General features: G+C 62.8%; 32 protein-coding genes and 2 pseudogenes. 27 read left to right on the top strand and 7 right to left on the bottom strand.

Going from position 1 to position 26,323, the window contains the following annotated elements; genetic code table 11:
• The first annotated feature begins 41 nt into the window (after positions 1 to 41).
• Positions 42 to 287 carry a hypothetical protein gene (locus tag HU760_RS12480; RefSeq protein ID WP_186674265.1) on the top strand — a complete coding sequence of 82 codons (246 nt, stop codon included), beginning with the start codon at positions 42 to 44 and terminating at the stop codon, positions 285 to 287.
• A 183-nt stretch (positions 288 to 470) separates the two neighbouring features.
• Here HU760_RS12480 and HU760_RS12475 read toward each other — a convergent pair whose 3' ends face one another.
• From HU760_RS12475 to HU760_RS12465, 3 genes are read right to left on the bottom strand one after another with little or no spacing between them, the layout of a single operon-like run.
• Positions 471 to 779 (bottom strand): DUF1799 domain-containing protein, encoded by a 309-nt coding sequence (locus tag HU760_RS12475; RefSeq protein ID WP_186674266.1) that lies wholly within the window; start codon positions 777 to 779, stop codon positions 471 to 473.
• 17 nt (positions 780 to 796) lie between these two features.
• Positions 797 to 1,180 carry a phage tail assembly chaperone gene (locus tag HU760_RS12470; protein WP_186674267.1) on the bottom strand — a complete coding sequence of 128 codons (384 nt, stop codon included), beginning with the start codon at positions 1,178 to 1,180 and terminating at the stop codon, positions 797 to 799.
• 9 nt (positions 1,181 to 1,189) lie between these two features.
• Positions 1,190 to 1,510, bottom strand: a complete 321-nt coding sequence (locus tag HU760_RS12465; RefSeq protein WP_367615772.1) for a phage tail tube protein — start codon at positions 1,508 to 1,510, stop codon at positions 1,190 to 1,192.
• A gap of 43 nt (positions 1,511 to 1,553) precedes the next feature.
• On the opposite strand from HU760_RS12465, the gene HU760_RS12460 reads away from it, so the two are divergent.
• The 15 genes and pseudogenes from HU760_RS12460 to HU760_RS12390 all read left to right on the top strand — a co-directional run bounded on the left by HU760_RS12460 (position 1,554) and on the right by HU760_RS12390 (position 11,104).
• Positions 1,554 to 1,973 carry a hypothetical protein gene (locus HU760_RS12460; protein WP_186674268.1) on the top strand — a complete coding sequence of 140 codons (420 nt, stop codon included), beginning with the start codon at positions 1,554 to 1,556 and terminating at the stop codon, positions 1,971 to 1,973.
• Complete coding sequence (locus HU760_RS12455; protein ID WP_186674269.1) at positions 1,970 to 2,173, top strand: hypothetical protein; 204 nt, start codon at positions 1,970 to 1,972, stop codon at positions 2,171 to 2,173. The genes HU760_RS12460 and HU760_RS12455 overlap by 4 nt, the downstream gene beginning before the upstream one ends.
• Complete coding sequence (locus HU760_RS12450) at positions 2,170 to 2,385, top strand: hypothetical protein (RefSeq protein WP_186674270.1); 216 nt, start codon at positions 2,170 to 2,172, stop codon at positions 2,383 to 2,385. The genes HU760_RS12455 and HU760_RS12450 overlap by 4 nt, the downstream gene beginning before the upstream one ends.
• A 285-nt stretch (positions 2,386 to 2,670) precedes the next feature.
• A complete protein-coding gene (locus HU760_RS12445; RefSeq protein WP_186674271.1) occupies positions 2,671 to 3,402 on the top strand; it encodes a hypothetical protein in 732 nt (243 codons plus the stop codon).
• Positions 3,399 to 3,962, top strand: a complete 564-nt coding sequence (locus HU760_RS12440) for a siphovirus Gp157 family protein (protein ID WP_186674272.1) — start codon at positions 3,399 to 3,401, stop codon at positions 3,960 to 3,962. The genes HU760_RS12445 and HU760_RS12440 overlap by 4 nt, the downstream gene beginning before the upstream one ends.
• A gap of 144 nt (positions 3,963 to 4,106) precedes the next feature.
• On the top strand, positions 4,107 to 4,436 hold the full coding sequence (locus HU760_RS12435) for a hypothetical protein (protein WP_186674273.1): 330 nt from the start codon (positions 4,107 to 4,109) through the stop codon (positions 4,434 to 4,436).
• Positions 4,433 to 4,729: a hypothetical protein gene (locus HU760_RS12430; protein WP_186674274.1), complete on the top strand. Its 297-nt coding sequence runs from the start codon at positions 4,433 to 4,435 to the stop codon at positions 4,727 to 4,729. The genes HU760_RS12435 and HU760_RS12430 overlap by 4 nt, the downstream gene beginning before the upstream one ends.
• A complete protein-coding gene (locus HU760_RS12425) occupies positions 4,726 to 4,980 on the top strand; it encodes a hypothetical protein (RefSeq protein ID WP_186674275.1) in 255 nt (84 codons plus the stop codon). The genes HU760_RS12430 and HU760_RS12425 overlap by 4 nt, the downstream gene beginning before the upstream one ends.
• Positions 4,977 to 5,291 (top strand): hypothetical protein, encoded by a 315-nt coding sequence (locus HU760_RS12420; RefSeq protein WP_186674276.1) that lies wholly within the window; start codon positions 4,977 to 4,979, stop codon positions 5,289 to 5,291. The genes HU760_RS12425 and HU760_RS12420 overlap by 4 nt, the downstream gene beginning before the upstream one ends.
• Entirely contained in the window at positions 5,288 to 5,623 is a 336-nt protein-coding gene (locus HU760_RS12415; RefSeq protein ID WP_186674277.1) for a hypothetical protein, read from the top strand. The genes HU760_RS12420 and HU760_RS12415 overlap by 4 nt, the downstream gene beginning before the upstream one ends.
• A gap of 93 nt (positions 5,624 to 5,716) precedes the next feature.
• Positions 5,717 to 6,124, top strand: coding sequence for a hypothetical protein (locus HU760_RS12410; RefSeq protein WP_186674278.1), 408 nt, complete (start codon positions 5,717 to 5,719; stop codon positions 6,122 to 6,124).
• Positions 6,125 to 6,180: 56 nt separating this feature from the next.
• A complete protein-coding gene (locus HU760_RS12405) occupies positions 6,181 to 6,732 on the top strand; it encodes a hypothetical protein (protein WP_186674279.1) in 552 nt (183 codons plus the stop codon).
• A gap of 212 nt (positions 6,733 to 6,944) precedes the next feature.
• A pseudogene (locus HU760_RS12400) lies at positions 6,945 to 8,135 on the top strand (tyrosine-type recombinase/integrase).
• A gap of 20 nt (positions 8,136 to 8,155) precedes the next feature.
• The gene (locus tag HU760_RS12395; protein ID WP_170029732.1) at positions 8,156 to 9,742 is read left to right on the top strand and encodes an ABC-F family ATPase; all 1,587 of its coding nucleotides are present in this window, start codon (positions 8,156 to 8,158) and stop codon (positions 9,740 to 9,742) included.
• Between the two features lie 183 nt (positions 9,743 to 9,925).
• Complete coding sequence (locus HU760_RS12390; protein WP_186674280.1) at positions 9,926 to 11,104, top strand: MFS transporter; 1,179 nt, start codon at positions 9,926 to 9,928, stop codon at positions 11,102 to 11,104.
• Here the strand turns inward: HU760_RS12390 and HU760_RS12385 are convergent.
• On the bottom strand, positions 11,066 to 12,112 hold the full coding sequence (locus tag HU760_RS12385; protein ID WP_186674281.1) for an alpha/beta hydrolase family protein: 1,047 nt from the start codon (positions 12,110 to 12,112) through the stop codon (positions 11,066 to 11,068). The genes HU760_RS12390 and HU760_RS12385 overlap by 39 nt on opposite strands.
• A 199-nt stretch (positions 12,113 to 12,311) precedes the next feature.
• On the opposite strand from HU760_RS12385, the gene yghU reads away from it, so the two are divergent.
• The 4 genes from yghU (at position 12,312) to HU760_RS12365 (ending at position 16,788) form a co-directional block, all read left to right on the top strand.
• On the top strand, positions 12,312 to 13,151 hold the full coding sequence (yghU, locus tag HU760_RS12380; protein WP_186674282.1) for a glutathione-dependent disulfide-bond oxidoreductase: 840 nt from the start codon (positions 12,312 to 12,314) through the stop codon (positions 13,149 to 13,151).
• 138 nt (positions 13,152 to 13,289) lie between these two features.
• A complete protein-coding gene (locus tag HU760_RS12375; protein ID WP_186674283.1) occupies positions 13,290 to 14,993 on the top strand; it encodes an amidase in 1,704 nt (567 codons plus the stop codon).
• A gap of 206 nt (positions 14,994 to 15,199) precedes the next feature.
• Positions 15,200 to 15,874, top strand: coding sequence for a helix-turn-helix transcriptional regulator (locus HU760_RS12370; RefSeq protein ID WP_186674284.1), 675 nt, complete (start codon positions 15,200 to 15,202; stop codon positions 15,872 to 15,874).
• A complete protein-coding gene (locus HU760_RS12365; protein WP_186674285.1) occupies positions 15,871 to 16,788 on the top strand; it encodes a pyridoxal-phosphate dependent enzyme in 918 nt (305 codons plus the stop codon). Before HU760_RS12370 ends, HU760_RS12365 begins: the two co-directional genes overlap by 4 nt.
• Before the next feature lie 111 nt (positions 16,789 to 16,899).
• Here the strand turns inward: HU760_RS12365 and HU760_RS24460 are convergent.
• Positions 16,900 to 16,977: pseudogene (locus HU760_RS24460) on the bottom strand (KGG domain-containing protein); the annotation flags it as partial.
• A gap of 266 nt (positions 16,978 to 17,243) precedes the next feature.
• Between HU760_RS24460 and nspC the strand changes: the two are divergent.
• Positions 17,244 to 18,341, top strand: coding sequence for a carboxynorspermidine decarboxylase (nspC, locus tag HU760_RS12355; RefSeq protein WP_186674286.1), 1,098 nt, complete (start codon positions 17,244 to 17,246; stop codon positions 18,339 to 18,341).
• 31 nt (positions 18,342 to 18,372) lie between these two features.
• On the top strand, positions 18,373 to 19,617 hold the full coding sequence (locus HU760_RS12350; RefSeq protein WP_186674287.1) for a saccharopine dehydrogenase family protein: 1,245 nt from the start codon (positions 18,373 to 18,375) through the stop codon (positions 19,615 to 19,617).
• 225 nt (positions 19,618 to 19,842) lie between these two features.
• Here HU760_RS12350 and HU760_RS12345 read toward each other — a convergent pair whose 3' ends face one another.
• Together HU760_RS12345 and HU760_RS12340 are read right to left on the bottom strand one after the other, a co-directional pair.
• On the bottom strand, positions 19,843 to 20,889 hold the full coding sequence (locus tag HU760_RS12345) for a class I SAM-dependent methyltransferase (protein WP_186674288.1): 1,047 nt from the start codon (positions 20,887 to 20,889) through the stop codon (positions 19,843 to 19,845).
• A 119-nt stretch (positions 20,890 to 21,008) separates the two neighbouring features.
• Positions 21,009 to 21,872, bottom strand: a complete 864-nt coding sequence (locus HU760_RS12340; protein ID WP_186674289.1) for a type 1 glutamine amidotransferase domain-containing protein — start codon at positions 21,870 to 21,872, stop codon at positions 21,009 to 21,011.
• A gap of 117 nt (positions 21,873 to 21,989) precedes the next feature.
• On the opposite strand from HU760_RS12340, the gene HU760_RS12335 reads away from it, so the two are divergent.
• The 5 genes from HU760_RS12335 to HU760_RS12315 are packed head-to-tail and all read left to right on the top strand — an operon-like array spanning position 21,990 to position 26,320.
• Positions 21,990 to 22,925 (top strand): LysR family transcriptional regulator, encoded by a 936-nt coding sequence (locus tag HU760_RS12335; RefSeq protein WP_186674290.1) that lies wholly within the window; start codon positions 21,990 to 21,992, stop codon positions 22,923 to 22,925.
• Positions 22,926 to 22,973: 48 nt separating this feature from the next.
• The gene (locus HU760_RS12330; RefSeq protein WP_186674291.1) at positions 22,974 to 24,311 is read left to right on the top strand and encodes a UDP-glucose dehydrogenase family protein; all 1,338 of its coding nucleotides are present in this window, start codon (positions 22,974 to 22,976) and stop codon (positions 24,309 to 24,311) included.
• Positions 24,299 to 25,273, top strand: coding sequence for an NAD-dependent epimerase/dehydratase family protein (locus HU760_RS12325; protein ID WP_186674292.1), 975 nt, complete (start codon positions 24,299 to 24,301; stop codon positions 25,271 to 25,273). Before HU760_RS12330 ends, HU760_RS12325 begins: the two co-directional genes overlap by 13 nt.
• 34 nt (positions 25,274 to 25,307) lie before the next feature.
• Positions 25,308 to 26,051, top strand: a complete 744-nt coding sequence (locus HU760_RS12320) for a glycosyltransferase family 2 protein (protein ID WP_186674293.1) — start codon at positions 25,308 to 25,310, stop codon at positions 26,049 to 26,051.
• Positions 26,048 to 26,320, top strand: coding sequence for a lipid-A-disaccharide synthase N-terminal domain-containing protein (locus HU760_RS12315; RefSeq protein ID WP_186674294.1), 273 nt, complete (start codon positions 26,048 to 26,050; stop codon positions 26,318 to 26,320). Before HU760_RS12320 ends, HU760_RS12315 begins: the two co-directional genes overlap by 4 nt.
• Positions 26,321 to 26,323 lie beyond the last annotated feature (3 nt).

Genomic DNA, 26,323 nt, shown 5'->3' with positions numbered 1-26,323 from the left:
GAAAGCCCATGGACTGGGGCGTCAATACATAAGGACTACGTATGACCCAAGCAGAGTTAAACCAGCAGCTCGTCGACGCGGTTAATGCTCATGGAGCTGACCTGCAGAATCTCAATTGCGTGCTCGCTGGTCTGGTTCACCAGCTTGCCGCAACGCAGGGAAAGGAAGGTCTTGAAGGCGCAAGAAAGTTTGCCCTCCAGGTCGCTGAAGGAATGCCGAAAAGTGGGCCAGTCCGACCGAACCCGAAGGCGATTTCTGAGTTCTTCAGCGACCATCCTCTGGCTTGATGCCGAGCTTTTTCTCGACCCGGGAGAGTCGCTCCTCGACGACGAGCAACTCTCTTCGGGCCCCCCTTCACTTCCTTCAAGTCGACGGCGAATTTGCCCGCCTTCACGATGATCTGACTTTCAGGCACTGCGATAGATCCCAGTCCAATCTGATGCATATCCCACTCCTGCGGCCTTGCCGCGTCAGTTGTTGCTCTGTTCAGCTGCTTCAGCCATTACACCTAGGGCCTCATTCTCCATGGCGCGAAGGTCGGGGAACGCCTCTTCCAGGCCTCTGCGCTTGATCCCGATCATCTTGGCGGTGCTTGGGATGGCCGTGTAGTCGAGCCCTGACGGCCCCCCAGGCCCCAGGCGCCATTGAGTACCCATGGCCTCGAACAGGCAGAACGCCGGCCATACATCAGGCCAGACCTCCACTTCTTCGATCTCTATGTCGTCGAGCGTGAGCCCAAGGAACGCTAGTTGCTCGGCGGAGGGACCTTGCTCATACAAGGCCCGCGCCGCCGCCTTCAGTTTCCCAGGCGGGCCGGGTTGTACGCTTGCTGGTAGGCATCCAGTACGGCTTGAGGCGCACCGACGCAGGTGGTGACTAACTCCAGGATTGCCTCATCGTTGAACTTGTCGTCGAAGCCCCAGCCTACGGTGACGGCCTTGATCTGCTCAGCCTGGAGTTGCACCTGCCCGGCAGTGAACTGCTCGAGGCTCGCACTCTCGGCCTTAGCCTTTTCAGCATTGGCTTCGGCAGCCTGGTTCCAGCTGTCGTAGAGCTTGGCCAAGGCGGTGCGGTCGAAATAGCGGAACGTGAACTCTACCGCCACCGGGTCGCCGCCCACGCGCGGGATCTTCACCTCAGCGGTGAACGTCGGGTTCTGCGCGATCTTGATCTTCGGCATGGTGGCTCCTTAAACGGCCAGGTAGCGCAGCGGGCGACCGGACAGGCCGACGCTAATGGTGCGGGTCATGATGTTGTTCCGCTCCATGGTGGGAGTGGTGGTGATACTGACGTAGCCCGGGTAGAGGATCTGATCACCGTTGCGCAGCTTCAGGCGGACAACGGTCAGCTCCTTGGACTCGTCGAAGCCTTCGACGGCGCCCACGTAGGCAGCGGCCGGCTGGTCCTCGACCACGATGGCCAGGCTCAGCGGGTTGCGGTTGGTCGGGAACTGGCTGGCGTTACGGCGATGGCTCGCGCTTCGAGCATCGCGTGACCCACTGGCAGCCACACCTCACTCCACCCACCGAGTAACCCACCACCTGGAGGCGACCATGGGCGCACTTCGAGCAGCACAGTTTGAGTACGACAACCGGATGCCGCCGGCGGTGAGCGAAAGCGCGGCTGAGGAAGCTGAGGCGCGCTGGATCGACGACGGCATTGCCGAGCTGATGGCGCGCCGTGACGTGGTGTTCCAGCGCAGCTTCCGCCAGCGTGGCGTTACCTATGAGCGCTTCGCTCAGGCGGTGGATGAGTTCGTGATGGGCCAGCTTGGCCTGTCGGGCACCAGCAACTCGGTACTTGGGCGCCTGGTCCTGGCGGCTCGCTGCAAGGTCACCAGCGATGCGGCCGCAGCAGCCGACGAGATCTTGAACGTGGCCAACCCTGAGTCGGCGCTTGAAGAGATCGCCCGCCAGCTGCTCGCTCCCTTCGCCAAGGAAGCAGTGCTGGCCCAGGCCGAGGACGCGGAATGAATCCTCACAGCGTGGCGGTTCGCGCCATCGAAGCTGCAATCGAGACGATGCTTCTGCCGGGCTCTGGCCCGGTGGAGGATGCGAAGGCCGAATCCATGGTGGTTGCCTACTTCTCCCTTCTGGCCATCGACTCCAACGGGTTCAAACACTACTGCGAGCGCATCCGGCGGATTGCCGTTCGGCGCAAGGAGGCTGCATGACTACGCCGATCTTCCCGTCGATCATCGACGACCAGGTGGCTGAGGTTGCCCAGGCCGTGCCAGACGATCGAATCCTGCTGGTGTTCAAGGGCCTGACCATGGAGGACGCAATGAATCAGGCGCGCATGGCTCACATCGAGAACCCGGCGGCCTGGTCGGGCCGCGCCTACCTCTGCGGCATGTGCACCCTGGCCTACGAGGTCCGCACGTGAGCCGCCAGCAGGCCAGACGCTGGGCGTTCTGGCGCGGCTCCTTCTCCATGCTCTTCGCCTGCACCTACTTCATGCTGGCCAGCGCTCTCGCTGGCTGCATTACCTCCTGACGCAGGACCCCGAGTGCGGCGGGCCCTTCGGGGATAACCGTGCCCGCAAGGGAGCGTAAGCCGGTAAGAGCGCGCAACCATCACCGGCAGCCAGGGCGTTCGGCCTACATCACGGGCGTGACCTGGCATTTCCACTATTCCAACTGACAGCGCCGGCCTGGCGCGAGGTGTACCAATGTCCACTACCAACATGCGCATCTGGGAGCAGGTGCAGACCACCGATACCCGCTACACCAAGAACGCCGAGGTCGGCGGCCAGAAGATCACCAGCCTGAACGGCACCGCGATGGTCATGAAGGCGACCGAAATGTTCGGCCCGGTAGGTATCGGCTGGGGCTGGAAGGTGCTTGAGGAGCGATTCGACGACGGTCACGAGGTGTTTGCCGGTGAAGGCGACAAACGAATATGCCTGGGCCGGGAGATCGGCCACACCGTCAAGATCCAGCTCTGGTTCATGCAGGACGGCCAGCGCGGCGAGGTCGAGCAGTACGGGTGCACCCGGTACCAGTACAAGACCAAGTACGGCATGACCACTGATGGCGAAGCTCCGAAGAAGTCGCTGACCGACGCCATCAAGAAGGCCCTGTCCATGCTGGGCTTCAGCGCAGACGTGTTCCTGGGCATGTTCGATGACGTGAACTATGTGCAACAGCTGCAGGCCGAGCAGGCCATCGAGCAGGCCGAGGACCGGCAGGCCGAGATCGAGCGCCAGCAAGAGGAGCGCTTGAACTTCATCAAGGACACGATCGCGACCATGCAGAAGGCCGTGACACAGCATGAGCGCAAGAAGATCCACGACCATGCTGTGCGCAAGCTCATCGGTCGCAAGGACGAGAAAGGCGCCGCCCGGATCGCCCTTGAATTGAAGAACCTCGAAGCCGGCAAGCCGCAGGAGGCTGCAGCATGACCCAGCTCTACGCACTCACCGGCCAGATGGCCGAACTGGCCGCCATGTGTGACACCGACGATGAAGGCCTGAAACAGGCCATTCAGGACACCATGGCCGGCATCCAGGGCGAGTTCGAGGTGAAGGCCGACAACATCGTCATGCTGCGCCGGAACATCGAAGGCGACATCAGTGCAATTGAAGCGGAAATCGACCGCCTCAACGAACTCAAGCGCATCAAGGCCAACAGCGTCACGGCTATCACCGACTACCTGCGCCGGAACATGGACGCGGCCAACATCAAGACGATCAAGCGCCCGCTGTTCACCATCAGCCTCGTCACCGGCAAAGAGAAGGTAATCGTCGACAACGAACAGGCGGTACCGGATGAACTGACGTCTGTGGTGACCAAGATCGCGCCGGACAAGAACGCCATCGCCGCCAAGCTCAAGGCCGTCCGGGAGCACAACGAAGCCGTGCGCAAGCGCATGGCTGCCGGCGAAGACTGTGAAGATGAACTCATCCCCGAGCCAGCGTGGGCGCACCTTGAGCGCGGCGAAAGCTCGATCCGCATCAAGTGAGGCAAGCATAAACCAATCCATCGACCTGGAGGCAGCGAAAGCTGCCTTCTTCGCTTCTGGCGGCCAGCTCGTTTTGTACTCCGCACCACTGTAACCCCTCTCCCCTCTATTCACTGCCGCGATATGGCGGCCAAGGACGAAGTCATGCCTGAAGAAAAACAATTGATCCAGCCGCTGCAGGTTGAGCGCGATGAGTACGGTTTCTGGACCCACCCGGCCTGGCCAGATGACGGCGACGAATGCGCGCTTCCGTTCAGCTGGTTCGGTGACCACGGGCTGGAGTACTGCGTGGTCGAGATGGAAAACGACGGCCCAGAAGAACTGAATGCGGAATGGCTCGACGCCGGCGGCGATTATGACTGCTCGCCGTGGCAGCCAAGCAAGCCGGCTGGCAATGGCTGGTTCACCTTCTCGATCCACGACACTGAGGACGGCCCGATCTGCGTTTGGGTCCGCCAAAAGGTGGCGGCATGAGGCTGAAACAGTATCCGCTGGACGTGCAAAGCGTCGGCAGCGACACCTACATCGCGATGAGCAAGGGTCACCACGACCTTGAAACGTTCATGGCTGCAGCCGTGAAGGAATGCCCAGGCTGGTTCCTGGGCGGCCCGCAGCACAAATGGTGCAAGACGGTGCCGGATCGCTCGGGCGAGTTTGCACATCGGTATGTGTTCGTCGAGGAAGGCACGCCAGGCGCATGGCCGGCGACCTACTGCTGGGAGTTCGGTGAAGACTACAAGCGCTACAACGGCGAGGTAGGCACATGAGCGATTTCGAAATCACTGTCACCGAAATGCCCGCAACCAAGCTGCCGGAGTACATCACTGCGCTGGACAAGGCCACACGCGACTGGACAGATCGCGCCGCTCGCGGCGAATGCCCATGGGTTTGCGCGGACTGTTGTTACACCTTCAACGAAGGCATGCCAGATCAATGCTGCCACGGGTTGCAGGCGTGCACCGACATCATCAAGCGCGACAAGCTGCGCGCCATGCGAGAAGGAAACGAACCATCATGACCCGCCTCGCCCTCTGCCTCCTGCTGCTGGCCACCCTGGTCGGCTGCGAACCGGTGACGCCAGAGCATGCTGCACCGCAGAAGATCAACCGGCCGTTCTACGGAGTAACCGTAGAGCACGACGACGCGCGCGGGGTTACCTGCTGGGTTCCTTCCGACGCGCGAGCCGGCCTCTCCTGCTTGCCTGATTGGATGCTGCGTAGCCCAGACCAGGCCGGCAACGAGCGCCAGCTCTCCCCGCACGAAACCCAACCCGAACCTACACCCGCTCTGGCGCCTGGGCGCTGGATTGATGAGAGGTATCAGCTGTGACCGAACTTGAAGAACTGCTGCTGGCTGCCAAAGCCGCCGGGCTTGAAGTTGAACCGTGCACCTGCAGCGATCCGAAATGGCCTCTGCGCATCAAGGGCCAGTCGGGCACGCGGGCGCACTGGAATCCCAACATCAACGACGGCGACGCATTCAAGCTGGCCATTGACCTGGGCATCCAGATCCACATTGAAGGGTCTGGCGAGTCTGAGGCCGTCTGGGCTGATGACACCATGGTCTGGGTGGACAGCGAATATGCCCAAGGCGATCGCCGAAAGGCGGCACGCACCGCCATCGTCAGCGTTGCTGCCCAGCGCGGGGAGAAGATGCCATGATCGACGTAACCGTAGCGCCCGCCGAAGACCAAGAGCTGCTACTGCCATGATCGCCCTCGCCTACATGGCCTACCTGATATACAGGGGGCCGCGATGAGTCGCGAAGTGACAGAGCAGGACTTCAGGAAGCCGGAATTCCGCGACGCAAAGGTTGAGGATTACGAGTTCCGCGAAGACGGCGCGCTGGTCAGAAAAGACCGGTGGCAAACCGGCATGTGGCGCGTTGCATCGCTCGTCGGCCAATCCCGGGGCGGATTCGAGATCGACGCCGTGGTCGAGAAGGTTCGCAAGCTGGCAGGCAATTGGTGCCCGTCAGATCCGGAAGAGGATCCTGGTCTGGAGCGGATCGACATCCACCTATCCTGCGGCAGCGTCCTGGCCAACTGCGAGCGCACCGGCCCATTCGCCTACCTCTGGTCTTTCGGGAACATCACCTTCACCAGCAAAGACTTCGGCGCCGACATCATCGAGTGGCAAGAGTCAGCCGCGCCGAACGCCTAACCCCTCCCCCAACAACTCAAGCCCGCCGACATGCGTGGGCATGGAGAGCTATTGCCATGATCATCGACGATGTGATGACCGACAAGATCACGCTCCACGGCCTGGGCTTCGTCCAGGTGCAGCTGCAGGGCGACCAACGCCTGCACGTGTGGCACCCCGAACTGCCGCGGCGCAGCTGCTTCGAGCACTCGGCCATTCACGATCACCGCTTTAGCTTCGTGTCCCGTGTGCTTGTCGGCGAACAGATCAACCATCGATACGAGCCTGTGCGGCACGCCGATGGCGAGTTCGTGTTGTACCTGCATGAAGGGAAGCGCCAAGCCGGTGGCGGGCGTCCCTGGACGCCGGATGGCCGTGCCGATATGGCCCACCAAGGAACCGACCTGATCTATGCAGGGGGTGAATACCTTACCTACGCCTACGACTACCACAGAACCGAGCCAGGTGGTTACGGCCGGGTAGCGACCATCATGCGGAAGGATGCCGAGTTCCCGGAAGGTGCCCACTCCACCTGCCGCTACGGTGTCCAACCGGACACAGACTTTGACCGCTACCAATGGCCCGCCGCTCGACTCTGGGAAGTCGTGCGCGAAGTGCTGCTGGCCTGACCACCAACCTGCCGCCACCGGCGGCGTGGAGACCATCCCATGGAAACCGAAAGCTCCGGTGACGTCGACAAAGTCACCGAACAGCGAATGGCCGACTTACTCGGCTGCACCAAACGCGCCTTGGAAGGCCGGCGCTTACGAGGAGCGATCCCCGAGGGCGTCTGGATGAAGCATGGCGGACGCATCATCTACAGCAAAAAGAGGTATGACGAATGGCTGGAAAGCCAATGGATTCCCCCTGGCATCGACGTCCACTATGGCTCGCTCCGGCTCAGGTTCATGTGGGAAGGTACTCGCCGAAGTGAGACCCTTCCCTACCCCCCGACACAAAAAGGCATCAAGGCTGCATCCCAGCTTCGCGATAAAGTAAACAGCCTGATCAAGCTCAACCTCCTCGACCATGACAAGTACGCGGAGTTGTTCCCCAGTTCCGCCGCTGTCGTGGGCGGCGTTCCAACATTCGGTGAGTACGCCCAGTTGTGGCTGGACAGTCGTGAGATCGCAGCCGGCACCAGGCTGAACTATAAGGGCACTCTGAACCTGTACTGGGTGCCCCACCTCGCCTTGGTGCGTATTGACCTGATAACGTCGACGCTCCTGAGGCGAATCGTCGCCTCCATCACCTGGACTTCACCGTCGGTCAAACGCAATGCGATGGTGAAGCTGTCAACCATCCTGCGCTCAGCGGTACTGGACGGTCTGATCACAGGAACCCGGCTGAAGCCATACAGCTGCCAGCACGCTCGAGGAAAGAGGTTGATCCCTTTACCTTGGACGAGGCGAATCTGATCATTGCCGAGCTGTACAAGCACCCTCACTGGCCGAGCCAGATCTATGCAGCGTTCTTCGAGTTCATGTTTTTCACTGGCCTACGTTTGTCCGAAGGCCTGGCATTGAGATGGGATGCAGTCGATACGACCAAGAAGACAGCCCACGTGCGGCGAACGATCGCGCTCGGTGTAGTCGAGGAAAGGACGAAGACAGGGAAGGATAGGTTTGTGTTGCTCAACGACAGGGCCTTGCACGCCTTGGAGTTCGCCAAGCAGTACGCAGAGCGCCGCAGGATGGGCAAAGGACAATTCACCGAATCGCCGTTCGTCTTCCCACCTGGGAAGAATGGGGAGCACGTCAAGCAGACGTCGGATCTGCACCATCAGTGGCGCCCGATCCTTAAAGGTTTGGGGATCAGATACCGCCCCCCGTATAACTGCCGCCACACCTATGCGACAATATGCTTAATGTCTGGTCTCAATCCCGCATTTATCGCCCAACAGCTCGGGCATAGCGTGCAGATGCTCTTATCGACTTATGCGCGCTGGATTAACTCGTCCAACGACTGGCAGGAGCTGGAAAAGCTCCAAATTGGTCCGAAATTGATCCGTAGCTGCGAAGAAGCCACGTAAGTTATTGATAGGTAAGCTCCTTGATCTCCACCGCTAATATCACCATGCAGTTCGGCTCCAAGCCGCTGTTCGAAAACGTTTCCGTCAAATTCAACAACGGCAACCGCTACGGCCTGATCGGCGCCAACGGTTGCGGCAAGTCGACCTTCATGAAGATCCTCGGCGGTGACCTGGAGCCGTCCGCCGGCCAGGTCATGCTCGAGCCGAATACGCGCCTGGGCAAACTGCGCCAGGACCAGTTCGCCTACGAGGAATTCACCGTGATCGACACGGTGATCATGGGCCACGCCCAGCTGTGGAAGGTCAAGGCCGAACGCGACCGCATCTATTCGCTGCCGGAAATGACCGAGGAAGACGGCATGGCCGTCGCCGAGCTGGAAACCGAGTTCGCCGAAATGGACGGCTACACCGCCGAATCACGTGCCGGTGAACTGCTGCTGGGCCTGGGTATTCCACTGGAGCAACACTTCGGCCCGATGAGCGAAGTGGCCCCTGGCTGGAAGCTGCGTGTGCTGCTGGCCCAGGCGCTGTTCTCGGACCCGGACGTGCTGCTGCTCGACGAACCGACCAACCACCTGGACATCAACACCATCCGCTGGCTGGAAAACATCCTCACCGCGCGTAACAGCACCATGGTGATCATTTCCCACGACCGGCATTTCCTCAACAGTGTCTGCACCCACATGGCCGACCTGGACTATGGCGAGCTGCGCCTGTTCCCGGGCAACTACGACGAATACATGACCGCCGCTACCCAAGCGCGCGAGCAACTGCTGGCCGACAACGCCAAGAAGAAAGCGCAGATTGCCGAGCTGCAGACCTTCGTCAGCCGCTTCTCGGCCAACGCCTCCAAGGCCAAGCAGGCCACCTCGCGCGCCAAGCAGATCGACAAGATCCAGCTGGCCGAGGTCAAGCCATCGAGCCGGGTGAGCCCGTTCATCCGCTTCGAGCAGACCAAGAAGCTGCACCGCCAGGCCGTGACCGTCGAGAAAATGTCCAAGGCGTTCGACGACAAGGTGCTGTTCAAGGACCTGGGCTTCACCATCGAGGCCGGCGAGCGCGTGGCGATCATCGGCCCCAACGGTATCGGCAAGACCACCCTGCTGCGTACCCTGGTCGGAGAAATGACCCCGGACAAGGGCGAGGTGAAGTGGACCGACAGCGCCGAAGTGGGCTACTACGCCCAGGACCACGCTCACGACTTCGAAGAGGACATGACCCTGTTCGACTGGATGGGCCAGTGGACCTCCGGCGAGCAAGTGATCCGCGGCACCCTCGGGCGCATGCTGTTCTCCAACGACGAGATCCTCAAGTCGGTGAAGGTGATCTCCGGTGGTGAGCAAGGCCGCATGCTGTTCGGCAAGCTGATCCTGCAGAAGCCAAACGTGCTGGTCATGGACGAACCGACCAACCACCTGGACATGGAATCGATCGAGGCGCTGAACCTGGCACTGGAAAACTACCCTGGCACGCTGCTGTTCGTCAGCCACGACCGGGAGTTCGTGTCGTCGCTGGCCACCCGCATCATCGAGCTGTCGGCCGATGGCGTGGTGGACTTCAGCGGCACCTACGACGATTACCTGCGTAGCCAGGGTGTGTTGGTCTGATTTAAAGCAAGGCCTGGCCATTTTGCGTGGCTGGGCCGGCTGCTTCGCGGGTTTACCCGCGAAGTATCTGCTGCCATCCCGCAAGCGGGCACTTGCCCACGATAATTCGTTAGCCTGCTTTCTTTTCCTTCGCGCAACGGCCATGATGGGATCACGCCCAACCGCCCGCCCGCGAACGAGCCCATGACCGCGCAACAACCTGCCGCCGGCATCACCCTGCAGATCCTGTCGATCGTCTTCTACACCTTCATCGCCTTTCTCTGCATCGGCCTGCCGATCGCCGTGCTGCCCAGCCATGTGCATGACCAGCTAGGCTATGGCGCGATCGTCGCCGGCGCGACGATCGGCCTGCAGTACCTGGCCACCCTGCTCAGCCGCCCATTTGCCGGGCGGGTGGCGGACACCCTCGGCGGAAAACGCGCCATTCGCTTCGGCCTGCTGGGAATCGCAGGCTGCGGGGTACTGACATGGTCGTCGGCCCTGACCCTGGCCCTGCCGTCGCTGAGCCTGGCACTGTTGCTTGGCGGGCGCTTGCTGCTGGGTATCGCTCAAGGGCTGATCGGCGTAGCCACGTTGAGTTGGGGCATCAGCCAGGTTGGCTCCGAGCACACCGCGCGGGTGATTTCCTGGAACGGTATTGCCTCCTATGGCGCCATTGCGATCGGCGCCCCCTTGGGCGTGCTGGCGGTTGACGGGTTGGGCTTCAGCATACTGGGGCCGGCGCTGCTGGTGCTGGCGCTACCGGCCCTGCTGGTGCTGCGCAAGCGCTCGGACGCGGTCGTGGTACGCGGCGAGCGCCTACCCTTCTGGTTGGCCTTCGGACGGGTCGCGCCGTGCGGCCTGGGCCTGACCCTGGCCTCGATCGGCTACGGCACCCTGACCACCTTCGTTACCCTGTACTACCTGGAGCGAGGCTGGGTCGGCGCAGCCTGGTGCCTGAGTGCCTTCGGCGCATGCTTCATCATTTCTCGGCTGCTGTTCGTCAACGCAGTCAACCGGTTTGGTGGCTACAACGTCGCCATGGCCTGCATGGCCACCGAAGTGTTCGGCCTGAGCCTGCTGTGGCTGGCACCCTCGCCGCCATGGGCGCTGGTTGGTGCCGGGCTGACCGGTTTCGGGCTGTCGTTGGTGTACCCCGCGCTGGGGGTGGAGGCAATCAGGCAGGTGCCTGCCAGCAGCCGCGGCGCCGGGTTGGGCGCCTACGCGGTGTTTTTCGACATGGCCCTGGCCATCGCCGGGCCGCTGATGGGGGCAATTGCCGTGCACCTCGGCTATGCATTGGTCTTCGCAGTGGCGGCCCTGCTGGCACTGATGGGCGTCGGCCTAACGCTGTGGCTGGCGCGGCATACTGGCCGCAGCTGAGCGCTCAGCCGGCTGCGGCGCGCCCAGCGCCTGGCTGAAGAACGCCGCTGTTTCACGTTGCAGCGAATGGTGGATATCGCGGCGGTCCACGCCTTCGGCGTCCTTGCACAGCGCCGGCATGCGCGCGCTTTGCTCGCTGTCGCAATGGGCCATGAACACAAAATGCCCGGCGCCGGCCAGCAGGCGGTAGTCCGGGATGACCGGCAGCTTGCGGGCCAAGGCTTCGGCATTACGATCCACGGCCACCAGCTGGTCGCTGTCACCGCTGTAGATCAGCACCGGCAAGCGCACCCCGGCCAGGGTATGGCGGTCGAACAACAAGCTCAGCGGCGCCATCAGCATCACCGCGCCCACCCGTTGGTCAGCCATGGGCACCAGCTCGCTGCGGTCGGCAATCAACACCCCGTGCGTCCTGCAGGCATCGGCATCGTTCGGGCGCTCGAGGCAATACTGGCGCAGACGGTCCAGGTCAGGCCGCGCACCGGAAAGAATCAAGGCGGTTTCACCGCCGGCCGAATAGCCGATCACGCCCACCTTGCCATCATTCAGGTAAGGCCCCAGCAAAGCATCGTCGCGAGCCGCGGTAATCGCGGCACTGACCTGCAACGGCCGCCCATACAGGTTGCTCAGGGTACCCAGGCGGCTGTGATCGCGGGCATTGTCCCCGGGGTGCACCACCGCCACCACCACAAACCCCCGACGCGCCAGCGAGGTGGCCAGGTAATGCAAGGCCAGTGGGCTGCCGGTATTGCCATGAGACAGCACCAGCAAGGGGAACTGGCCCAACGCTGCCGGTGCTTCTTCAGCCACCTCGATCGGGTAACCATCCATGCGGCGGCTGTGGGTTTTGCCAACGGCCGGGTAGAACGCCAGCGCCTGCATGGGCTGGCCATCGACCGGGTCGGCCAAGCTCATGTGGTGCAGGCCGGCAACCCAGGGCGCGGCCTCGGCATGAGCAAGCAGGCAGCCGAACAAGGCCAGGGCCAACACGCAGCGTGGAAGGGTCATCGGCCAGCAGTTCCTTGCAGGGCAAAGCGATAACCCAGCATAGAACCGGGCTGACCAATGGCAGATGAAACCTGGATGAAACCGACGTCATGCACATCACGCTCGCGGATTGCGCATTTGCGCTTTCTATCGAACCCATGGCATAGATACCGGTCGACGTTTCATGTGCCCGTATCGCGCCATTCAAGGAGATTCATGCATGAGCAAGCCCGCCTATGTGCCACCCAAGGTCTGGCGCAACGACGCAGCGTCCGGCGGCCAGTTCGCCAGCATCAACCGCCCGGTTGCCGGCCCGACGCACGACAAGGACCTGCCGCTGGGCAAGCACCCACTGCAGTTGTATTCGCTGGCCACGCCCAATGGCGTCAAGGTCACCATCGCCCTGGAAGAACTTCTCGCACTCGGCCACCAGGCTGCCGAATATGATGCCTGGCTGATCCGCATCGGTGAGGGTGAGCAATTTTCCAGCGGCTTCGTCCAGGTCAACCCCAACTCGAAAATTCCTGCACTGCTCGACCGTAGCGTCGAGCCGCCAGTGCGGGTGTTCGAGTCGGGCTCGATCCTGCTGTACCTGGCGGAAAAATTTGGCGCCCTGCTGCCCGAGGCACCAGCGGCCCGCACCGAGAGCCTGAACTGGCTGTTCTGGCAGATGGGCGCGGCACCTTACCTGGGTGGCGGCTTTGGCCACTTCTATGTCTATGCGCCGGAAAAGTTCGAGTACGCGATCAACCGCTTCACCATGGAAGCCAAGCGCCAGCTGGATGTGCTCGATAGGCGCCTGACCGAAAGCCGCTACCTGGGCGGCGAGCAATACAGCATCGCCGATATTGCCGTGTGGCCATGGTATGGCCAGTTGGTGCGCGGCAACCTGTATGGCGCAGCGGAGTTCCTGGCGGTGGACGAATACCCGCATGTACAACGTTGGGCCGAGGAAATCGCCCTGCGCCCGGCAGTACAGCGCGGTACCCGGGTAAACCGCACCTGGGGCGATGAAGCGAGCCAGGTACCAGAGCGGCATGCGGCGTCAAACCTGGCTTGAGGCAACCTCGGGGCCGTAGCGCGGCCCCGACAATGCCTGCCTGCAAAAAACCATTTGCCCCCGCGCAAACCTGCGCCCGCCAGGCCCTTCTTGTACACTCCTCGCATTAGCCCCCACCTGCACATTTTTGGTGAAAGCATGATCGAGGTAACCGAGGTTTCCATTGCCGAGCTGCGCGACGCACTCGAGTCGGGCCGCACGACGGCGGTCGAGCTGGTCAAGGCCTACCTGGCGCGCATCGACGCCTATGACGGTGCCGACACCGCCACCGCCCTGAACGCCGTTGTAGTGCGCAACCCGCAGGCGCTGGCAGAGGCCGAGGCCGCCGACGCCCGCCGCGCCAAAGGCCAGCTTCGGAGCCCGCTGGACGGCATCCCCTACACCGCCAAGGACAGCTACCTGGTCAAAGGCCTGACTGCTGCTTCCGGCAGCCCGGCGTTCAAGGACCTGGTGGCGCAGCGCGACGCCTTCACCATCGAGCGCCTGCGGGCCGCCGGCGCCATCTGCCTGGGCAAGACCAACATGCCGCCAATGGCCAACGGCGGCATGCAGCGCGGGGTTTACGGCCGCGCCGAAAGCCCTTACAACGCCAATTACCTGACCGCGCCGTTCGCCTCGGGCTCGTCCAACGGTGCCGGCACTGCCACGGCAGCCAGCTTCAGCGCCTTCGGCCTGGCCGAAGAAACCTGGTCCAGCGGCCGTGGCCCGGCGTCCAATAACGGCTTGTGCGCCTACACCCCGTCGCGCGGGGTGATCTCGGTGCGTGGCAACTGGCCGCTGACTCCGACCATGGATGTGGTGGTGCCATATGCCCGCACCATGGCCGACCTGCTGGAAATCCTCGACGTGGTGGTCGCCGACGACGCCGACAAGCGCGGCGACCTGTGGCGCCTGCAACCCTGGGTGCCAATCCCGCCAGCCTCCCAGGTGCGCCCCGCCAGCTACCTCGACCTGGCCGTGGATGCCAGCGCGCTCAAGGGCAAACGCTTTGGCGTGCCACGCATGTACATCAATGCCGACCCCGAGGCCGGCACGTCCGAGAAACCCGGCATCGGCGGCCCGACCGGCCAGCGTATCAACACCCGCGCCAGCGTGATCGAGCTGTGGCGACAGGCTCGCCAGGCACTGGAAGCGGCCGGCGCCGAAGTGCTGGAAGTGGACTTCCCGTTGGTATCCAACTGCGAAGGCGACCGCCCGGGCGCGCCGACCGTGTACAACCGCGGTATCGTCAGCAAGGCGTTCCTGCATGACGAACTGTGGGAACTGTCCGGCTGGGCATTCGACGACTTCCTGCGAGCCAATGACGACCCCAAGCTCAACCGCCTGGCCGATGTCGATGGCTCGTTGATCTTCCCCCACGACCCGGGCACCCTGCCTAACCGCGAGGACGACCTGGCCGCCGGCATGGACGAATACGTCAACATGGCCAAGCGTGGCCTGAAAGCCTGGGACCAGATCGAGACCCTGCCCGACGGCCTGCGCGGCCTGGAGCAGACCCGCAAGATGGACCTGGAAGACTGGATGGACAACCTGGGCCTGGACGCAGTGCTGTTCCCCACCGTGGCCGATGTGGGCCCGGCCGATGCCGACGTCAATCCGGTATCGGCCGACATCGCCTGGAGCAACGGCATCTGGGTAGCCAATGGCAACCTGGCGATCCGTCACCTGGGCGTGCCCACCGTCACCGTGCCAATGGGCGTGATGGCCGATATCGGCATGCCGGTAGGGCTGACCTTTGCTGGTCGGGCTTATAGCGACAACGCGCTGCTGAGCTTCGGTGCGGCCTTCGAGGCGACCGGGTCGCGGCGGATGATCCCTCCGCGCACGCCGCCTTTGAGCTGATTATCGGGGGCTGCTTCGCAGCCCTTCGCCGGCATGCCAGCCCCCACACCGAGCGCGTTCTCAACGGCAGGTTTGCATTTGCCTTGAGGCCGCTGCGCTCGAGGTGGGCGCTGGCTTGCCGGCGATGAGGTCAGAAAAGCTACCCCAGATCGCGAAATTCAACTCATTGTGTAAAAATACACAAAAAGTTGATTTCGTGATCCAGCATGCCGATTCCCCTCAACGAAGAACGCCAGCTCACCCTCACCGTCCTCAAGGCCGCCATCCAGGCCATGGGCAGTGTTGCCCCACGCAACCTGGAAATCCTCCTGCACGACCTCGATCACCCGGAACATTCCGTGGTGGCGATCGTCAATGGCCACCTTTCCGGCCGCAGCGTCGGCAGTCCTATCCTCGCCGCCCCGGAACAGGACCAGGGCTTCAAGGCGCTGATGCAAGCCACGGCCGACCAGCAAGGCCGCGCGCCGGTGGTCGTGCCGGACTATCCCACCAGCCTCAGAGGCCGCACCTTGCGCAGCGCCACGGCGATCTTCCGTGACAGTACCGGCCAGCCCTTCGCCAGCCTCTGCGTCAACACCGATGTCACTGGCCTGGAGGCTGCCATGGGCTTCCTCCAGCACTTCCAGCCGTTGGGTGGGGCTCCCGTCGTCAGCGAGCCCGCCGACATGGAGCTGCTGATGGGCGAAATCATCCAGGCCTCGCTACAGCGCAGCGGCCAGGGGCGGATGAACAAGCAGGCCAAGGTCGAGGCCGTGCGGTTGATGCAGGAACGTGGCCTGTTCATCGTCAAAGGCGGCGTGGAGAAAGCCGCAAGCGCCCTGGGTGTGACCCGCTACACCATTTACAACTATCTCGAACAACTGCGCGGAGCCAGCCGATGACCTTGCATATCCCTACCCCCTTGATCGAATCCCGCCCGCTGTCGCTGGCAGCCGGGAGCAACATCTGGCTCAAGCTCGACGCCCTGCAGCCCTGCGGTTCATTCAAGTTGCGCGGTGTCGGTCACGCCTGCGAAGTGCACCATGCCCGTGGCGTGCGGCAGTTCATTTCCTCTTCAGGAGGCAACGCAGGCCTGGCGGTGGCCTATGCCGGGCGCAAGCTGGGTGTGCCGGTGACCGTGGTGGTGCCGGAGACCACCACCGAACGGGCCAAGGAGCTGCTGCGTCTGGAAAGCGCCAAGGTGGTGGTACACGGTAGCTCCTGGCAGGAGGCCAACACCCTGGCGCAAACGCTCGTCGGCCAGGGTGATGCTTTCATCCACCCGTTCGACGACCCACTACTGTGGGCCGGCCATGCCAGCCTGGTGGACGAAGTCGCCGAGGCCGGGCTGAAGCCGGATGCGGTGGTGTTGTCGGTAGGCGGTGGTGGCCTGCTCTGCGGGGTGGTCGAGGGGCTGCAGCGTAACGGCTGGGGCGATGTGCCGGTGCTGGCAGTGGAAACCACGGGCGCGGCGTCGCTGCATGCGGCCTTGCAGGCAGGGCACCCGGTCGAGCTGGAACGTATCGATTCGGTAGCCACGTCACTGGGGGCCAAGCGTGTCGCCGACCAGGCACTGGCCTGCGCGGCCCGGCACCCGGTGCATAGCCATGTGGTGAGCGACCGTGCTGCACTCGAAGCCTGCGAGCGGTTCCTGCTGGATCACCGCGTGCTGGTAGAACCGGCCTGCGGTGCCGCGCTGGCGTTGACCTATGACGCGGTCGCGCTGGCCGGCTACCGTAACGTGCTGGTGGTCGTGTGTGGCGGGGCCACCGCTACCCTGGCACAGATCCATGCCTGGCTGGCCGTGGCCGAATGAAGCGCGGGCGTGGCGAGGCCAACCTTCGCCACGCCGACGCGAACCGCCGTGGCTGTGTTGCCCGCCTACACGCGCCTTCTCCGCACGGTCCTGTTTCAGGTCCTTGCCAGACCCACCCTTGCGCCCCGCGTCATGGACCCGTTGCGGGTCATCGGCAAAACCGTGGCCGTTGTCGTGATGTTTGGTCATGCCATGTCTCCCTGATCCAAAGGAATGCCCAATCTTGGAAACCTGGGCGCGACAGATGATTGCCTTGCCCTGACCAATGGCTCAGGTAGTTCCTGGATGATGACCAGGATGGTCACATGAGCATGTTCTACTGAGGCCGCCGCAACCGGAAAAACCGCTGCAACGTCAGCAACCCTGACGAAATGCATAATCCACCCTTTCGGTCTGCGGCAACTGAAGGCACAATGCGTGTCCTTTTTTTGGCCGGCCTGGCCGGGGGCCCTTAAATGATCAAGACGCCTTACTACCTCATCGATAAAACCAAGCTGCTGGGCAACATGGAGAAGATCGCCTACGTGCGCGAACACTCCGGTGCCAAGGCCCTGCTCGCCCTCAAGTGCTTCGCCACCTGGTCGGTCTTCGACCTGATGCAGCAGTACATGGACGGCACCACCTCTTCCTCGCTGTACGAGCTCAAGCTCGGCCGCCAGAAGTTCGCCGGCGAGACCCACGCTTACAGCGTGGGCTGGGCCGATGACGAGGTCGAGGAGATGCTTGAGAACTGCGACAAGATCATCTTCAACTCGATCGGCCAGCTGCAGCGCTTTGCCGCACAGTCCGAAGGCAAGGTCCGCGGCCTGCGTGTCAACCCGCAGGTCAGCAGCTCCGACTACCAGTTGGCCGACCCGGCCCGCCCGTTCAGCCGCTTGGGCGAATGGGACCCGGCCAAGATCGAACAGGTGATTTCGCAAATCTCCGGCTTCATGTTCCACAACAACTGCGAGAACGGCGACTTCAGCCTGTTCGACAAGATGCTCAGCCACATCGAAGCGCGCTTCGGCCACCTGCTGCATCAGGTTGAATGGGTCAGCCTCGGTGGCGGCATCCACTTCACCGGTGAAGGCTACGACCTGAACGCCTTCTGTAAGCGCCTGAAAGCCTTCTCGGAAAATTACGGCGTACAGGTGTACCTGGAGCCGGGCGAAGCGGCCATCACCAAAAGCGCCTCGCTGGAAGTGACCGTGCTCGACACGCTGTACAACGGCAAGCACCTGGCCGTGGTCGACAGTTCGATCGAAGCGCACATGCTCGACCTGCTGATCTATCGCCTCAACGCCAAGATGGCCCCGAACGAGGGTGCGCATACCTACATGGTCTGCGGCAAGTCGTGCCTGGCCGGCGACATCTTCGGCGAATATCAGTTCGACCGCCCGCTGGCCATCGGCGACCGCCTGTCGTTCGTCGACGCGGCGGGTTACACCATGGTCAAGAAGAACTGGTTCAACGGTCTGAAAATGCCATCCATCGTGGTCAAGCAACTCGACGGCAGCGTCGAAGTGGTGCGCGAGTTCAGTTTCGAAGACTACGTTTCCAGCCTGTCGTAAGACCGGCTTTCAGTAAGGAGCAAGGGATAAATTGAAGAAGAACGTTCTTATCATTGGTGCAGGAGGTGTCGCCAAGGTGGTGGCCCACAAGTGCGCGCAGCATAACGACGAACTGGGTCGTATCGCTATCGCGTCACGGAACATCTCCAAATGCCAGGCCATCATCGACAGCGTCAAGGCCAAGGGTAGCCTCAAGGTACCCGCCGACATCCAGGCCTTCTCGCTCAATGCCCTCGATGTCGAGGCGACCAAGGCACTGATCCGCGAAACCGAATCGCAGATCGTGATCAACGTCGGTTCCGCCTTCCTCAACATGTCGGTGCTGCGTGCCTGCATCGATACCGGTGTCGCCTACCTGGACACCGCCATCCACGAAGAGCCGGGCAAGATCTGCGAGACCCCGCCGTGGTACGGCAACTACGAGTGGAAACACCTCGAGGAGTGCCAGGCCAAGAACATCACCGCCATTCTCGGCGTCGGTTTCGACCCGGGTGTGGTGAACAGCTACGCCAAACTGGCGCAGCAACAGTATTTCGACAGCATTGATTCGATCGACATTCTCGACGTCAATGCCGGTTCGCATGGCAAGTACTTTGCCACCAACTTCGACCCGGAAATCAACTTCCGCGAATTCACCGGGCAAGTCTGGAGCTGGCAGAACAGCCAGTGGACCAGCAACACCATGTTCGAGGTCAAGCGTACCGACGACCTGCCCGTGGTCGGCTCGCAGAACCTGTACCTGACCGGCCATGATGAAGTTCATTCGCTGTCGAAGAACCTCGACGTGCCGAACGTACGTTTCTGGATGAGCTTCGGCGAACACTATATCAACGTGTTCACCGTACTGAAAAACCTGGGCCTGCTCTCCGAGCAACCGGTAAAAACCGCCGAAGGCCTGGAAGTGGTACCGCTGAAAGTGGTCAAGGCCGTGCTGCCGGACCCCGCCTCGCTGGCCCCGGGTTACACCGGCAAGACCTGCATCGGCGACCTGGTCAAGGGCACCAAGGATGGCCAGCCGCGCGAAGTGTTCATCTACAACGTGGCCGACCACGAAGAAGCCTACGCCGAGACCGACAGCCAGGGCATTTCCTACACCGCCGGGGTTCCGCCGGTGGCTGCCGCCCTGCTGGTTGCCCGTGGCGAGTGGGATGCCAAGCGCATGGTCAACGTCGAGGAGCTGCCAGCCGAGCCATTCCTCAAGGCGCTGGACGTGATGGGCTTGCCGACCCGCGTCAAGGATGAAAAAGGCGATCGTCCTTGGGACGCCGAAGCCTAAGCGGTACAAGAAGGGGCGCCATTCAGGCGCCCCTTCTTTTTGCCTGTTCCGGCCGCATGGCCGACAAGCCAGGCTCCCACGGGTATCGCGGCACCTGTAGGAACGGCTTCAGCCGCGATCACCGGCACAGCCGGTGCCATCCACCGCGCACCTGCTTCGCGGATAAATCCGCTCCTACGAGTGACGCTGCTGACTTTCCAGCGATTGGCCGGTGCAGGAGCCTGCTTATTTCCGGGCCTCGAGAATAAGGTTGAACGGTGTCTGCGTCGCCCGCCGGAACCGGCTGAATCCCGCCTCCTCGAACACCGCACGCAAGCGCGCCTCCCCAGCTTGGGCGCCCAGCCCCAACCCCACCTCCTGGGATAACGAGTTGGGTGTGCAGATGAACGTCGACGCGGCATAGAACAAACGCCCGACCGGCGTCAGGTTGCCTTCCAGCGAATCCTCGGCATAGGGTTCCACCAGCATCACCGTACCGTCCGCCTTCAACGCGCGGTAAGCATGTTTCGCTGCCCCCACCGGGTCCCCCATGTCGTGCAGGCAATCGAAGAAGCACACCAGGTCATAGTCATGCCCCGGATAGTCCTTGGCGCTGGCCTGCTCGAACGTCACCCGCCCCACCAACCCCGCTTCGCGCGCGCGTTCGTTGGCCGTGGTGATGGACGGCCCGTGGTAGTCGTAGCCAATGAAGGTGGAGGCCGGAAACGCCTCGGCCATGACCAGCGTCGAAGCGCCATGCCCGCAGCCGACGTCGGCCACCTTGGCACCCGCCTGCAACTTGGCGACCACGCCATCGAGTGCCGGTAGCCACTCGGACACCAGAAAAGTGCGGTAACCCGGCCGGAAGAACCGCTCGGTACCGCTGAACATGCACGGGTGATGATCACCCCAGGCCAGTCCGCCGTCACCGCGCATTGCCGCAACCAGTTTGTCCTTGTCATGGAACAGTGCCGCCACTACCGCCGCGCCACCGGCCATGTAGGCTGGGGAATCTTCCAGCGCCAAAGCCATGGCCTGTTCTTCGGGCAATACGAAGCGGCCCTGATCATGCACCATGTAGCCCGACGCGGCCTGGGCGTTGAGCCATTCGCGCACCAGCCGCGGGTGGCAGCCGGTCTTTGCCGCCAGCGCCTCGGGGGTGGTCGGCTGGCTATCGGCCATGGCCCGGTACAACCCCAGTTCGTCGCCGAGTATCACATTGGCCAGGGTTGCTGCCGCACCCATGTCGCCCACCAGCTTGCCCATGAAATCGTGAAGCCTTGCCTCGTCCATGACCTGCCCTCCTCTGCAAGAAGGCCATCGCCAGCGAGGGACGTCCGCTCCAGGGAGGCGGTGGTCGGTTGGATGATGTTGGCCTGTCGAGCGTCAGCCGGTGCAGGCCACTTGTAAGTTTAGATGCCCTGCCCGGGGCGCTGTGCCTGTTCGGCCAACTTTTCCAGCAGTGCCTTGGCCAGCATCTTGTCCGAGAACGGGTTCTGCCCGGTAATCAGTTCGCGGTCCACCACCACGTTGGGTTGCCAGGCCTTGGCGTAGGCCATGTCGCCGCCTGCGATCGCCATGGCACCCGCCGGGTAGAACAACAGACGCTGGCCCTTGAGCGAACTCTCGAATACCTGCTCTTCCGGGTCGGAGAAGATGGTCATCCGGTAGCCCTTGTACAACCAGTCAGTGGCTGCCGGCTTATCGCCATGCGCCAGCGCGGCCTGATACCCTGCCGGGTCCTGCTGGGCCGAGAGCAAGGCGATGGGGCCGTGGCAGATGGCCGCGGTAGCTTTGCCGGCCTGGTGGAAATGCCGCAGCAAGGCACCCACGTCCGGGTTGTTGGCCAGGTCGATCAACGGCGCGTGGCCGCCAGGGATGAACAACCCTGCATAACGGCCCAGATCGCCTGCCAGCACTTCCTTCACCGACAGGGTATGGTCGATGCCCGGCAGGCTTTGGACGACCTTCTCGATCCGGTTCATCTCGGCCGCATCGCCGGCAAAATAGCTCGGGTCGATCGAACGCGGGTCGACGCTCGGCGCATTGCCCTTTGGCGTTACCAGTACCAACTTGTAGCCAGCCTTGAGCAATTGGTCAGCGGGTACGCCGAACTCGTTGAGGTAGTAACCGGTGGCGTAGCGTTTGCCGTCCTGCAATGGCAGCTGGTGCTCGCTTGACAGTAGTACCAGCACCTCGCCCTTGGGCGCGGCCTGGGCGCCAGCAGCTAGCAGGGTGGCAGCCACAGCAAAGGCAAGCCTGGACATTTGAATCATTCAGCAATCTCCTCGATCAACCCATGGGCCATCCGTACAGGGCGGCCCGATGCGCTCATACTAGTGGCCCAGCTATGATTCGATAATTCGAAAGCTTGCATGCCCGTGATCCAGAAAATGAATATCGCCAGCAAAGACTTCAACCTGCTGTACCTGTTCCATGTGCTGTATCAGGAACGCAACGCCACCCTCGCCGCCCAGCGCATGGCGCTGAGCCAGCCTGCGCTCAGCCACAAGCTCAACAAGCTGCGCCATCAGTTCGGCGACCCCTTGTTCGTGCGCGCACCCCGCGGCCTGACCCCCACGCCGCGTGCTCACGAACTGGCGCCCCAGGTGGAACGCCTGGTAGTGAGCCTGGAAGGCTTTTATGAACGCTGCGAAGGCCAGGACTTTCTCGCCCGCCCTGCCCGGCTGCACCTGTACAGCACCGATTACGTCGAACAGACCCTGTTACCCAGGCTGCTGCCGGTCCTGCGCAGCCAGGCGCCAAACCTGACCCTGGTCACCCACAACACCCGTGGCCAGCTCCCCCGCGAAGCGCTGGAGAAAGGCACTTGCGACCTGGCCGTTGCCGGGTTCTATACCGACCTGCCGGACACCTTCCACCAGCAGCGCCTGCTCAGCGAATCGCTGGTCGTGTTGGCGTCACGCAGCCATCCAGGCCTGGACCAGGGCCTGGACCTCGACACCTTCCTCGCCAGCGACCATTTGCTCACCACCCTTACCGGCGACCTCGACGGCCTGGTCGATCGCGCCCTGCGCAGCCAAGGCAAGCAACGGCGGGTGGTAGCTGGCTTGTCCAGTTTCATCGCACCCGCGCGTTTGCTGCGTGGCACCGACTTGCTGCTGACCTGCCTGCGCTCACTGGCCGTCGAAGCCAGCGCACGCGATGACGACCTGGTCATCTACCCACTGCCGCTGGCCCTGCCGGTAATCGAGGTGATGCAGATCTGGCACGAACGCACGCATGCCGATCCCCTGCGGCGGTGGTTCCGCCAACAGCTATGGACGGTCGCCCAGCAATCGGCAGTCAGTACGGGTAACAATTCCTAAACAACAATGTGACATTTTTTTTCAGCTTTCTCGCCAAGGAGCTGTCAAATGAAGGTCACGGTTTTCGGTACCGGTTATGTTGGCCTCACCCAGGCAGTGTGCCTGGCCCAGGTGGGGCATTCGGTGTTGTGCATGGATGTCGACGCCGCACGGGTCGCCACCCTCAATGAAGGCCACTGCCCGATCTTCGAGCCCGGCCTGGCGCCCTTGTTGGCGAACAACCTGGCCTGTGGTCGGTTGCGCTTCACCACCGACGCCAGCGAAGCGGCCAACTACGCCAGATTGCAGTTCATCGCAGTCGGTACCCCGCCACAGGCCGATGGCAGCGCCGACCTCAAGCACGTGTTTGCAGTGGTCGACAGCATCCTCCAGCACGCCGACGGGCCCAAGGTAATCGTCAACAAATCCACCGTCCCGGTCGGCACGGTACACCGCATCAAGGCGCACATCGCCCAGGCCGTGGCCGACACCCATCGCTTCCAGGTCATCAGCAACCCCGAGTTCCTCAAGGAGGGCTCGGCCGTAGACGATTGCATGCGCCCGGAACGCATCATCATCGGTGGCGCGGAACCTGCCGAGGTGGAACTGCTGCGCGAGCTGTACCTGCCGTTCAGCCGCAACCGCGAGAAGCTCATGGTAATGGACGCGCGCAGCGCCGAGCTGACCAAGTACGCGGCCAACTGCATGCTGGCAACCAAGATCTCGTTCATCAACGAAATCGCCAACCTCGCCGAGCACCTGGGCGCCGACATCGAGATGGTGCGCCGCGGCATAGGTTCGGACCCACGTATCGGCTACGACTTCATCTATGCCGGCTGCGGCTTCGGTGGCTCATGTTTCCCCAAGGATCTGCAGGCCCTGCGCCGCAGCGCCGAGGCCGAAGGCTTCGAGCCGCAGCTGCTGCGCGCGGTGGAGTCGGTCAACGAGCGGCAAAAGGGCCGGCTGTTCAGCAAGATCCAGCGCCACTACCCAGGTGGCTTGCGAGGCAAGGTCTTCGCCTTGTGGGGGCTGTCGTTCAAGCCCAACACCAACGACATTCGTGAAGCCTCCAGCCGGGTGTTGCTGGAAGCGCTGTGGGCCGCCGGTGCGCGGGTACAGGCCCATGACCCGCAGGCCATGGACGAGATCCAGCGGCACTATGGCGCACGTTGCGACCTGCGCCTGGTGCCCTGCAAGGAGGATGCGCTACGCGGCGCCGATGCCTTGGTGATTGTCACCGAATGGCAGGATTACCGTGTGCTCGACCTGGACAAGGTGCTTCAGCAACTGGCCGACCGCGTGGTATTCGACGGGCGCAACCTGTTCGAACCAGAGCACATGGCCGCTGCCGGCCTGACTTACTACGGCATCGGCCGTGGCCAGGCGCAACCCGCATGCCTGTACTGATTACCGGTGTGGCCGGGTTCATCGGCTACCACGTTGCCCGGCGCCTGTGCGAGGCGGGCATCGAGGTGGTCGGCATCGATACCCTCAATGCCTACTACAGCGTCAAGTTGAAGCTGGCACGCTTGCAACAGCTGTTCGACTTCGCCAACTTCCGCTTCCATACCCTCGACATTACCCAGCCGGCGGAACTGCAGCAATTGTTTGCCGGGCAACCGTTCAGTGAAGTGATCCATCTGGCGGCGCAGGCCGGGGTGCGTTATTCGCTGGACAACCCGGGTGCCTATGGCCAGGCCAACCTGGTTGGCTTTCTCAATATGCTCGAGGCCTGCCGCCAGCAGCCACCACGCCACTTCATCTATGCCTCAAGCAGTTCGGTGTACGGTGCCAACGCCAAGCTGCCGTTCAGCGTCGACGACCCGGTCGAGCAACCACTGTCGCTGTACGCCGCCAGCAAACGTGCCAACGAACTGATGGCGCACAGCTATGCCCACCTGTACCAGTTGCCGACCTCCGGGCTGCGTTTCTTCACTGTCTACGGCCCCTGGGGCCGCCCCGACATGGCCTTGTTCGCGTTCACCCGAGCCATCCTCGAGGGCCGGCCGATCGCGGTCTACAACAACGGCCTGATGGCCCGCGACTTTACCTATATCGACGACATCGTCGAAAGCATCGTGCGCTTGCGCCTGAGGCCGCCACAGCCAGCCGAGGGGCAACCGCCCTGCCAGTTGTTCAATATCGGCCGCGGCCAGCCGGTAAGGCTGCTGCAGTTCATCGAATGCCTGGAGCATGCCTTGGGCACCAAGGCCCAGCGTGACTACCTGCCGCTGCAACCCGGCGACGTACTGCAAACCTGGGCCGATGTCGACGCCCTGGCGCGCTGGATCGACTACACCCCAGGTACATCACTGGAGCATGGCGTCAACGCCTTCGTCGGTTGGTACCGGGATTACTACCGGGTCTGAACCGCCCCCCTCACAACAGGATCACAAGCGCCCCATGACAGCCCCACTTGAGCTATCGGTACTGATTCCCGCCAGGAACGAGGCCGACAACCTGCCGGCACTGCTGCAGGAAATCCGCACGGCACTGGCGACGCAAGACTACGAAGTGCTGGTGGTCGATGACGGCAGCCGCGACCATACCCTGAGCGTCCTGCAACACTTGAAAAACCAGGGCTACGCGCAGTTGCGCATCCTCCGCCACGAGCACTCGCTGGGCCAGAGCACGGCACTGTGGCACGCCGCCGAAGCGGCGCGCGGCCAGTGGCTGGCCACCCTTGACGGCGACGGGCAGAACGACCCGGCGGACATCCCCGGCATGCTGGCCCTGGTACGTGCCAACCAGCACCTGGCCGGCAGCCTCAAACTGGTGGCCGGGCACCGGGTCAAGCGTCGCGACAGCGCCAGCAAACGCTGGGCCTCGCGCTTGGCCAACGGCCTGCGCAGGCGCCTGCTCGGGGACGCCACGCCCGACACCGGCTGCGGGCTGAAACTGGTCGAGCGCGCGGCCTTCCTGCGCCTTCCCTACTTCGACCATATGCACCGGTTCATTCCGGCGCTGATCCTGCGCCACAACGGCTGCATGCTGGTCCACCCGGTCAACCACCGGCCACGTCAGGCCGGAGAGTCCAAGTACGGCAACCTGGATCGCGCCCTGGTTGGCATTCTCGACCTGTTCGGGGTCTGGTGGCTGATCCGCCGTACCCGCCTGGACACGCGCCCGCAGGAGCTTGAAGGATGACCCGCGAAAGCCTGTGGCTGATCGTCGGCCTCGCCGGCCAGGCCGTGTTCACCGGGCGCTTCGTGCTGCAGTGGCTGTACAGCGAGTTCAAGCGCCGCAGCCTCATCCCGGTGGGTTTCTGGTACCTGAGCATGCTCGGTAGCGCGCTGCTGCTGGCCTATGCCATCTATCGCCAGGACCCGGTGTTCATCATTGGCCAGAGCTTCGGTTTCCTGGTCTATCTGCGCAACCTGCAGCTGATCGCCCGCCACCCGCAACAGAAGGAATAGCCC

Origin of the sequence: Pseudomonas oryzicola (assembly GCF_014269185.2) — a bacterium.
Classification (GTDB): Bacteria; Pseudomonadota; Gammaproteobacteria; order Pseudomonadales; family Pseudomonadaceae; genus Aquipseudomonas; species Aquipseudomonas oryzicola.
The sequence above is the reverse complement of the archived record's forward strand: the minus strand, read 5'-3'. Positions and strand labels throughout refer to the sequence as shown.

Bases quoted from the DNA above. Each gene is read 5' to 3' on its own strand.
- HU760_RS12390 (WP_186674280.1), top strand. From the start codon at position 9,926: ATGACCGCGCAACAACCTGCCGCCGGCATCACCCTGCAGATCCTGTCG.
- HU760_RS12425 (WP_186674275.1), top strand. From the start codon at position 4,726: ATGAGCGATTTCGAAATCACTGTCACCGAAATGCCCGCAACCAAGCTG.
- HU760_RS12445 (WP_186674271.1), top strand. From the start codon at position 2,671: ATGTCCACTACCAACATGCGCATCTGGGAGCAGGTGCAGACCACCGAT.
- HU760_RS12325 (WP_186674292.1), top strand. From the start codon at position 24,299: ATGCCTGTACTGATTACCGGTGTGGCCGGGTTCATCGGCTACCACGTT.
- HU760_RS12345 (WP_186674288.1), bottom strand. From the start codon at position 20,889: ATGGACGAGGCAAGGCTTCACGATTTCATGGGCAAGCTGGTGGGCGAC.
- HU760_RS12385 (WP_186674281.1), bottom strand. From the start codon at position 12,112: ATGACCCTTCCACGCTGCGTGTTGGCCCTGGCCTTGTTCGGCTGCCTG.
- HU760_RS12440 (WP_186674272.1), top strand. From the start codon at position 3,399: ATGACCCAGCTCTACGCACTCACCGGCCAGATGGCCGAACTGGCCGCC.
- HU760_RS12315 (WP_186674294.1), top strand. From the start codon at position 26,048: ATGACCCGCGAAAGCCTGTGGCTGATCGTCGGCCTCGCCGGCCAGGCC.
- yghU (WP_186674282.1), top strand. From the start codon at position 12,312: ATGAGCAAGCCCGCCTATGTGCCACCCAAGGTCTGGCGCAACGACGCA.
- HU760_RS12340 (WP_186674289.1), bottom strand. From the start codon at position 21,872: ATGATTCAAATGTCCAGGCTTGCCTTTGCTGTGGCTGCCACCCTGCTA.
- HU760_RS12430 (WP_186674274.1), top strand. From the start codon at position 4,433: ATGAGGCTGAAACAGTATCCGCTGGACGTGCAAAGCGTCGGCAGCGAC.
- HU760_RS12375 (WP_186674283.1), top strand. From the start codon at position 13,290: ATGATCGAGGTAACCGAGGTTTCCATTGCCGAGCTGCGCGACGCACTC.
- HU760_RS12330 (WP_186674291.1), top strand. From the start codon at position 22,974: ATGAAGGTCACGGTTTTCGGTACCGGTTATGTTGGCCTCACCCAGGCA.
- HU760_RS12460 (WP_186674268.1), top strand. From the start codon at position 1,554: ATGGGCGCACTTCGAGCAGCACAGTTTGAGTACGACAACCGGATGCCG.
- HU760_RS12370 (WP_186674284.1), top strand. From the start codon at position 15,200: ATGCCGATTCCCCTCAACGAAGAACGCCAGCTCACCCTCACCGTCCTC.
- HU760_RS12405 (WP_186674279.1), top strand. From the start codon at position 6,181: ATGATCATCGACGATGTGATGACCGACAAGATCACGCTCCACGGCCTG.
- HU760_RS12320 (WP_186674293.1), top strand. From the start codon at position 25,308: ATGACAGCCCCACTTGAGCTATCGGTACTGATTCCCGCCAGGAACGAG.
- HU760_RS12420 (WP_186674276.1), top strand. From the start codon at position 4,977: ATGACCCGCCTCGCCCTCTGCCTCCTGCTGCTGGCCACCCTGGTCGGC.
- HU760_RS12455 (WP_186674269.1), top strand. From the start codon at position 1,970: ATGAATCCTCACAGCGTGGCGGTTCGCGCCATCGAAGCTGCAATCGAG.
- HU760_RS12470 (WP_186674267.1), bottom strand. From the start codon at position 1,180: ATGCCGAAGATCAAGATCGCGCAGAACCCGACGTTCACCGCTGAGGTG.
- HU760_RS12410 (WP_186674278.1), top strand. From the start codon at position 5,717: ATGAGTCGCGAAGTGACAGAGCAGGACTTCAGGAAGCCGGAATTCCGC.
- HU760_RS12450 (WP_186674270.1), top strand. From the start codon at position 2,170: ATGACTACGCCGATCTTCCCGTCGATCATCGACGACCAGGTGGCTGAG.
- nspC (WP_186674286.1), top strand. From the start codon at position 17,244: ATGATCAAGACGCCTTACTACCTCATCGATAAAACCAAGCTGCTGGGC.
- HU760_RS12480 (WP_186674265.1), top strand. From the start codon at position 42: ATGACCCAAGCAGAGTTAAACCAGCAGCTCGTCGACGCGGTTAATGCT.
- HU760_RS12365 (WP_186674285.1), top strand. From the start codon at position 15,871: ATGACCTTGCATATCCCTACCCCCTTGATCGAATCCCGCCCGCTGTCG.
- HU760_RS12435 (WP_186674273.1), top strand. From the start codon at position 4,107: ATGCCTGAAGAAAAACAATTGATCCAGCCGCTGCAGGTTGAGCGCGAT.
- HU760_RS12335 (WP_186674290.1), top strand. From the start codon at position 21,990: ATGAATATCGCCAGCAAAGACTTCAACCTGCTGTACCTGTTCCATGTG.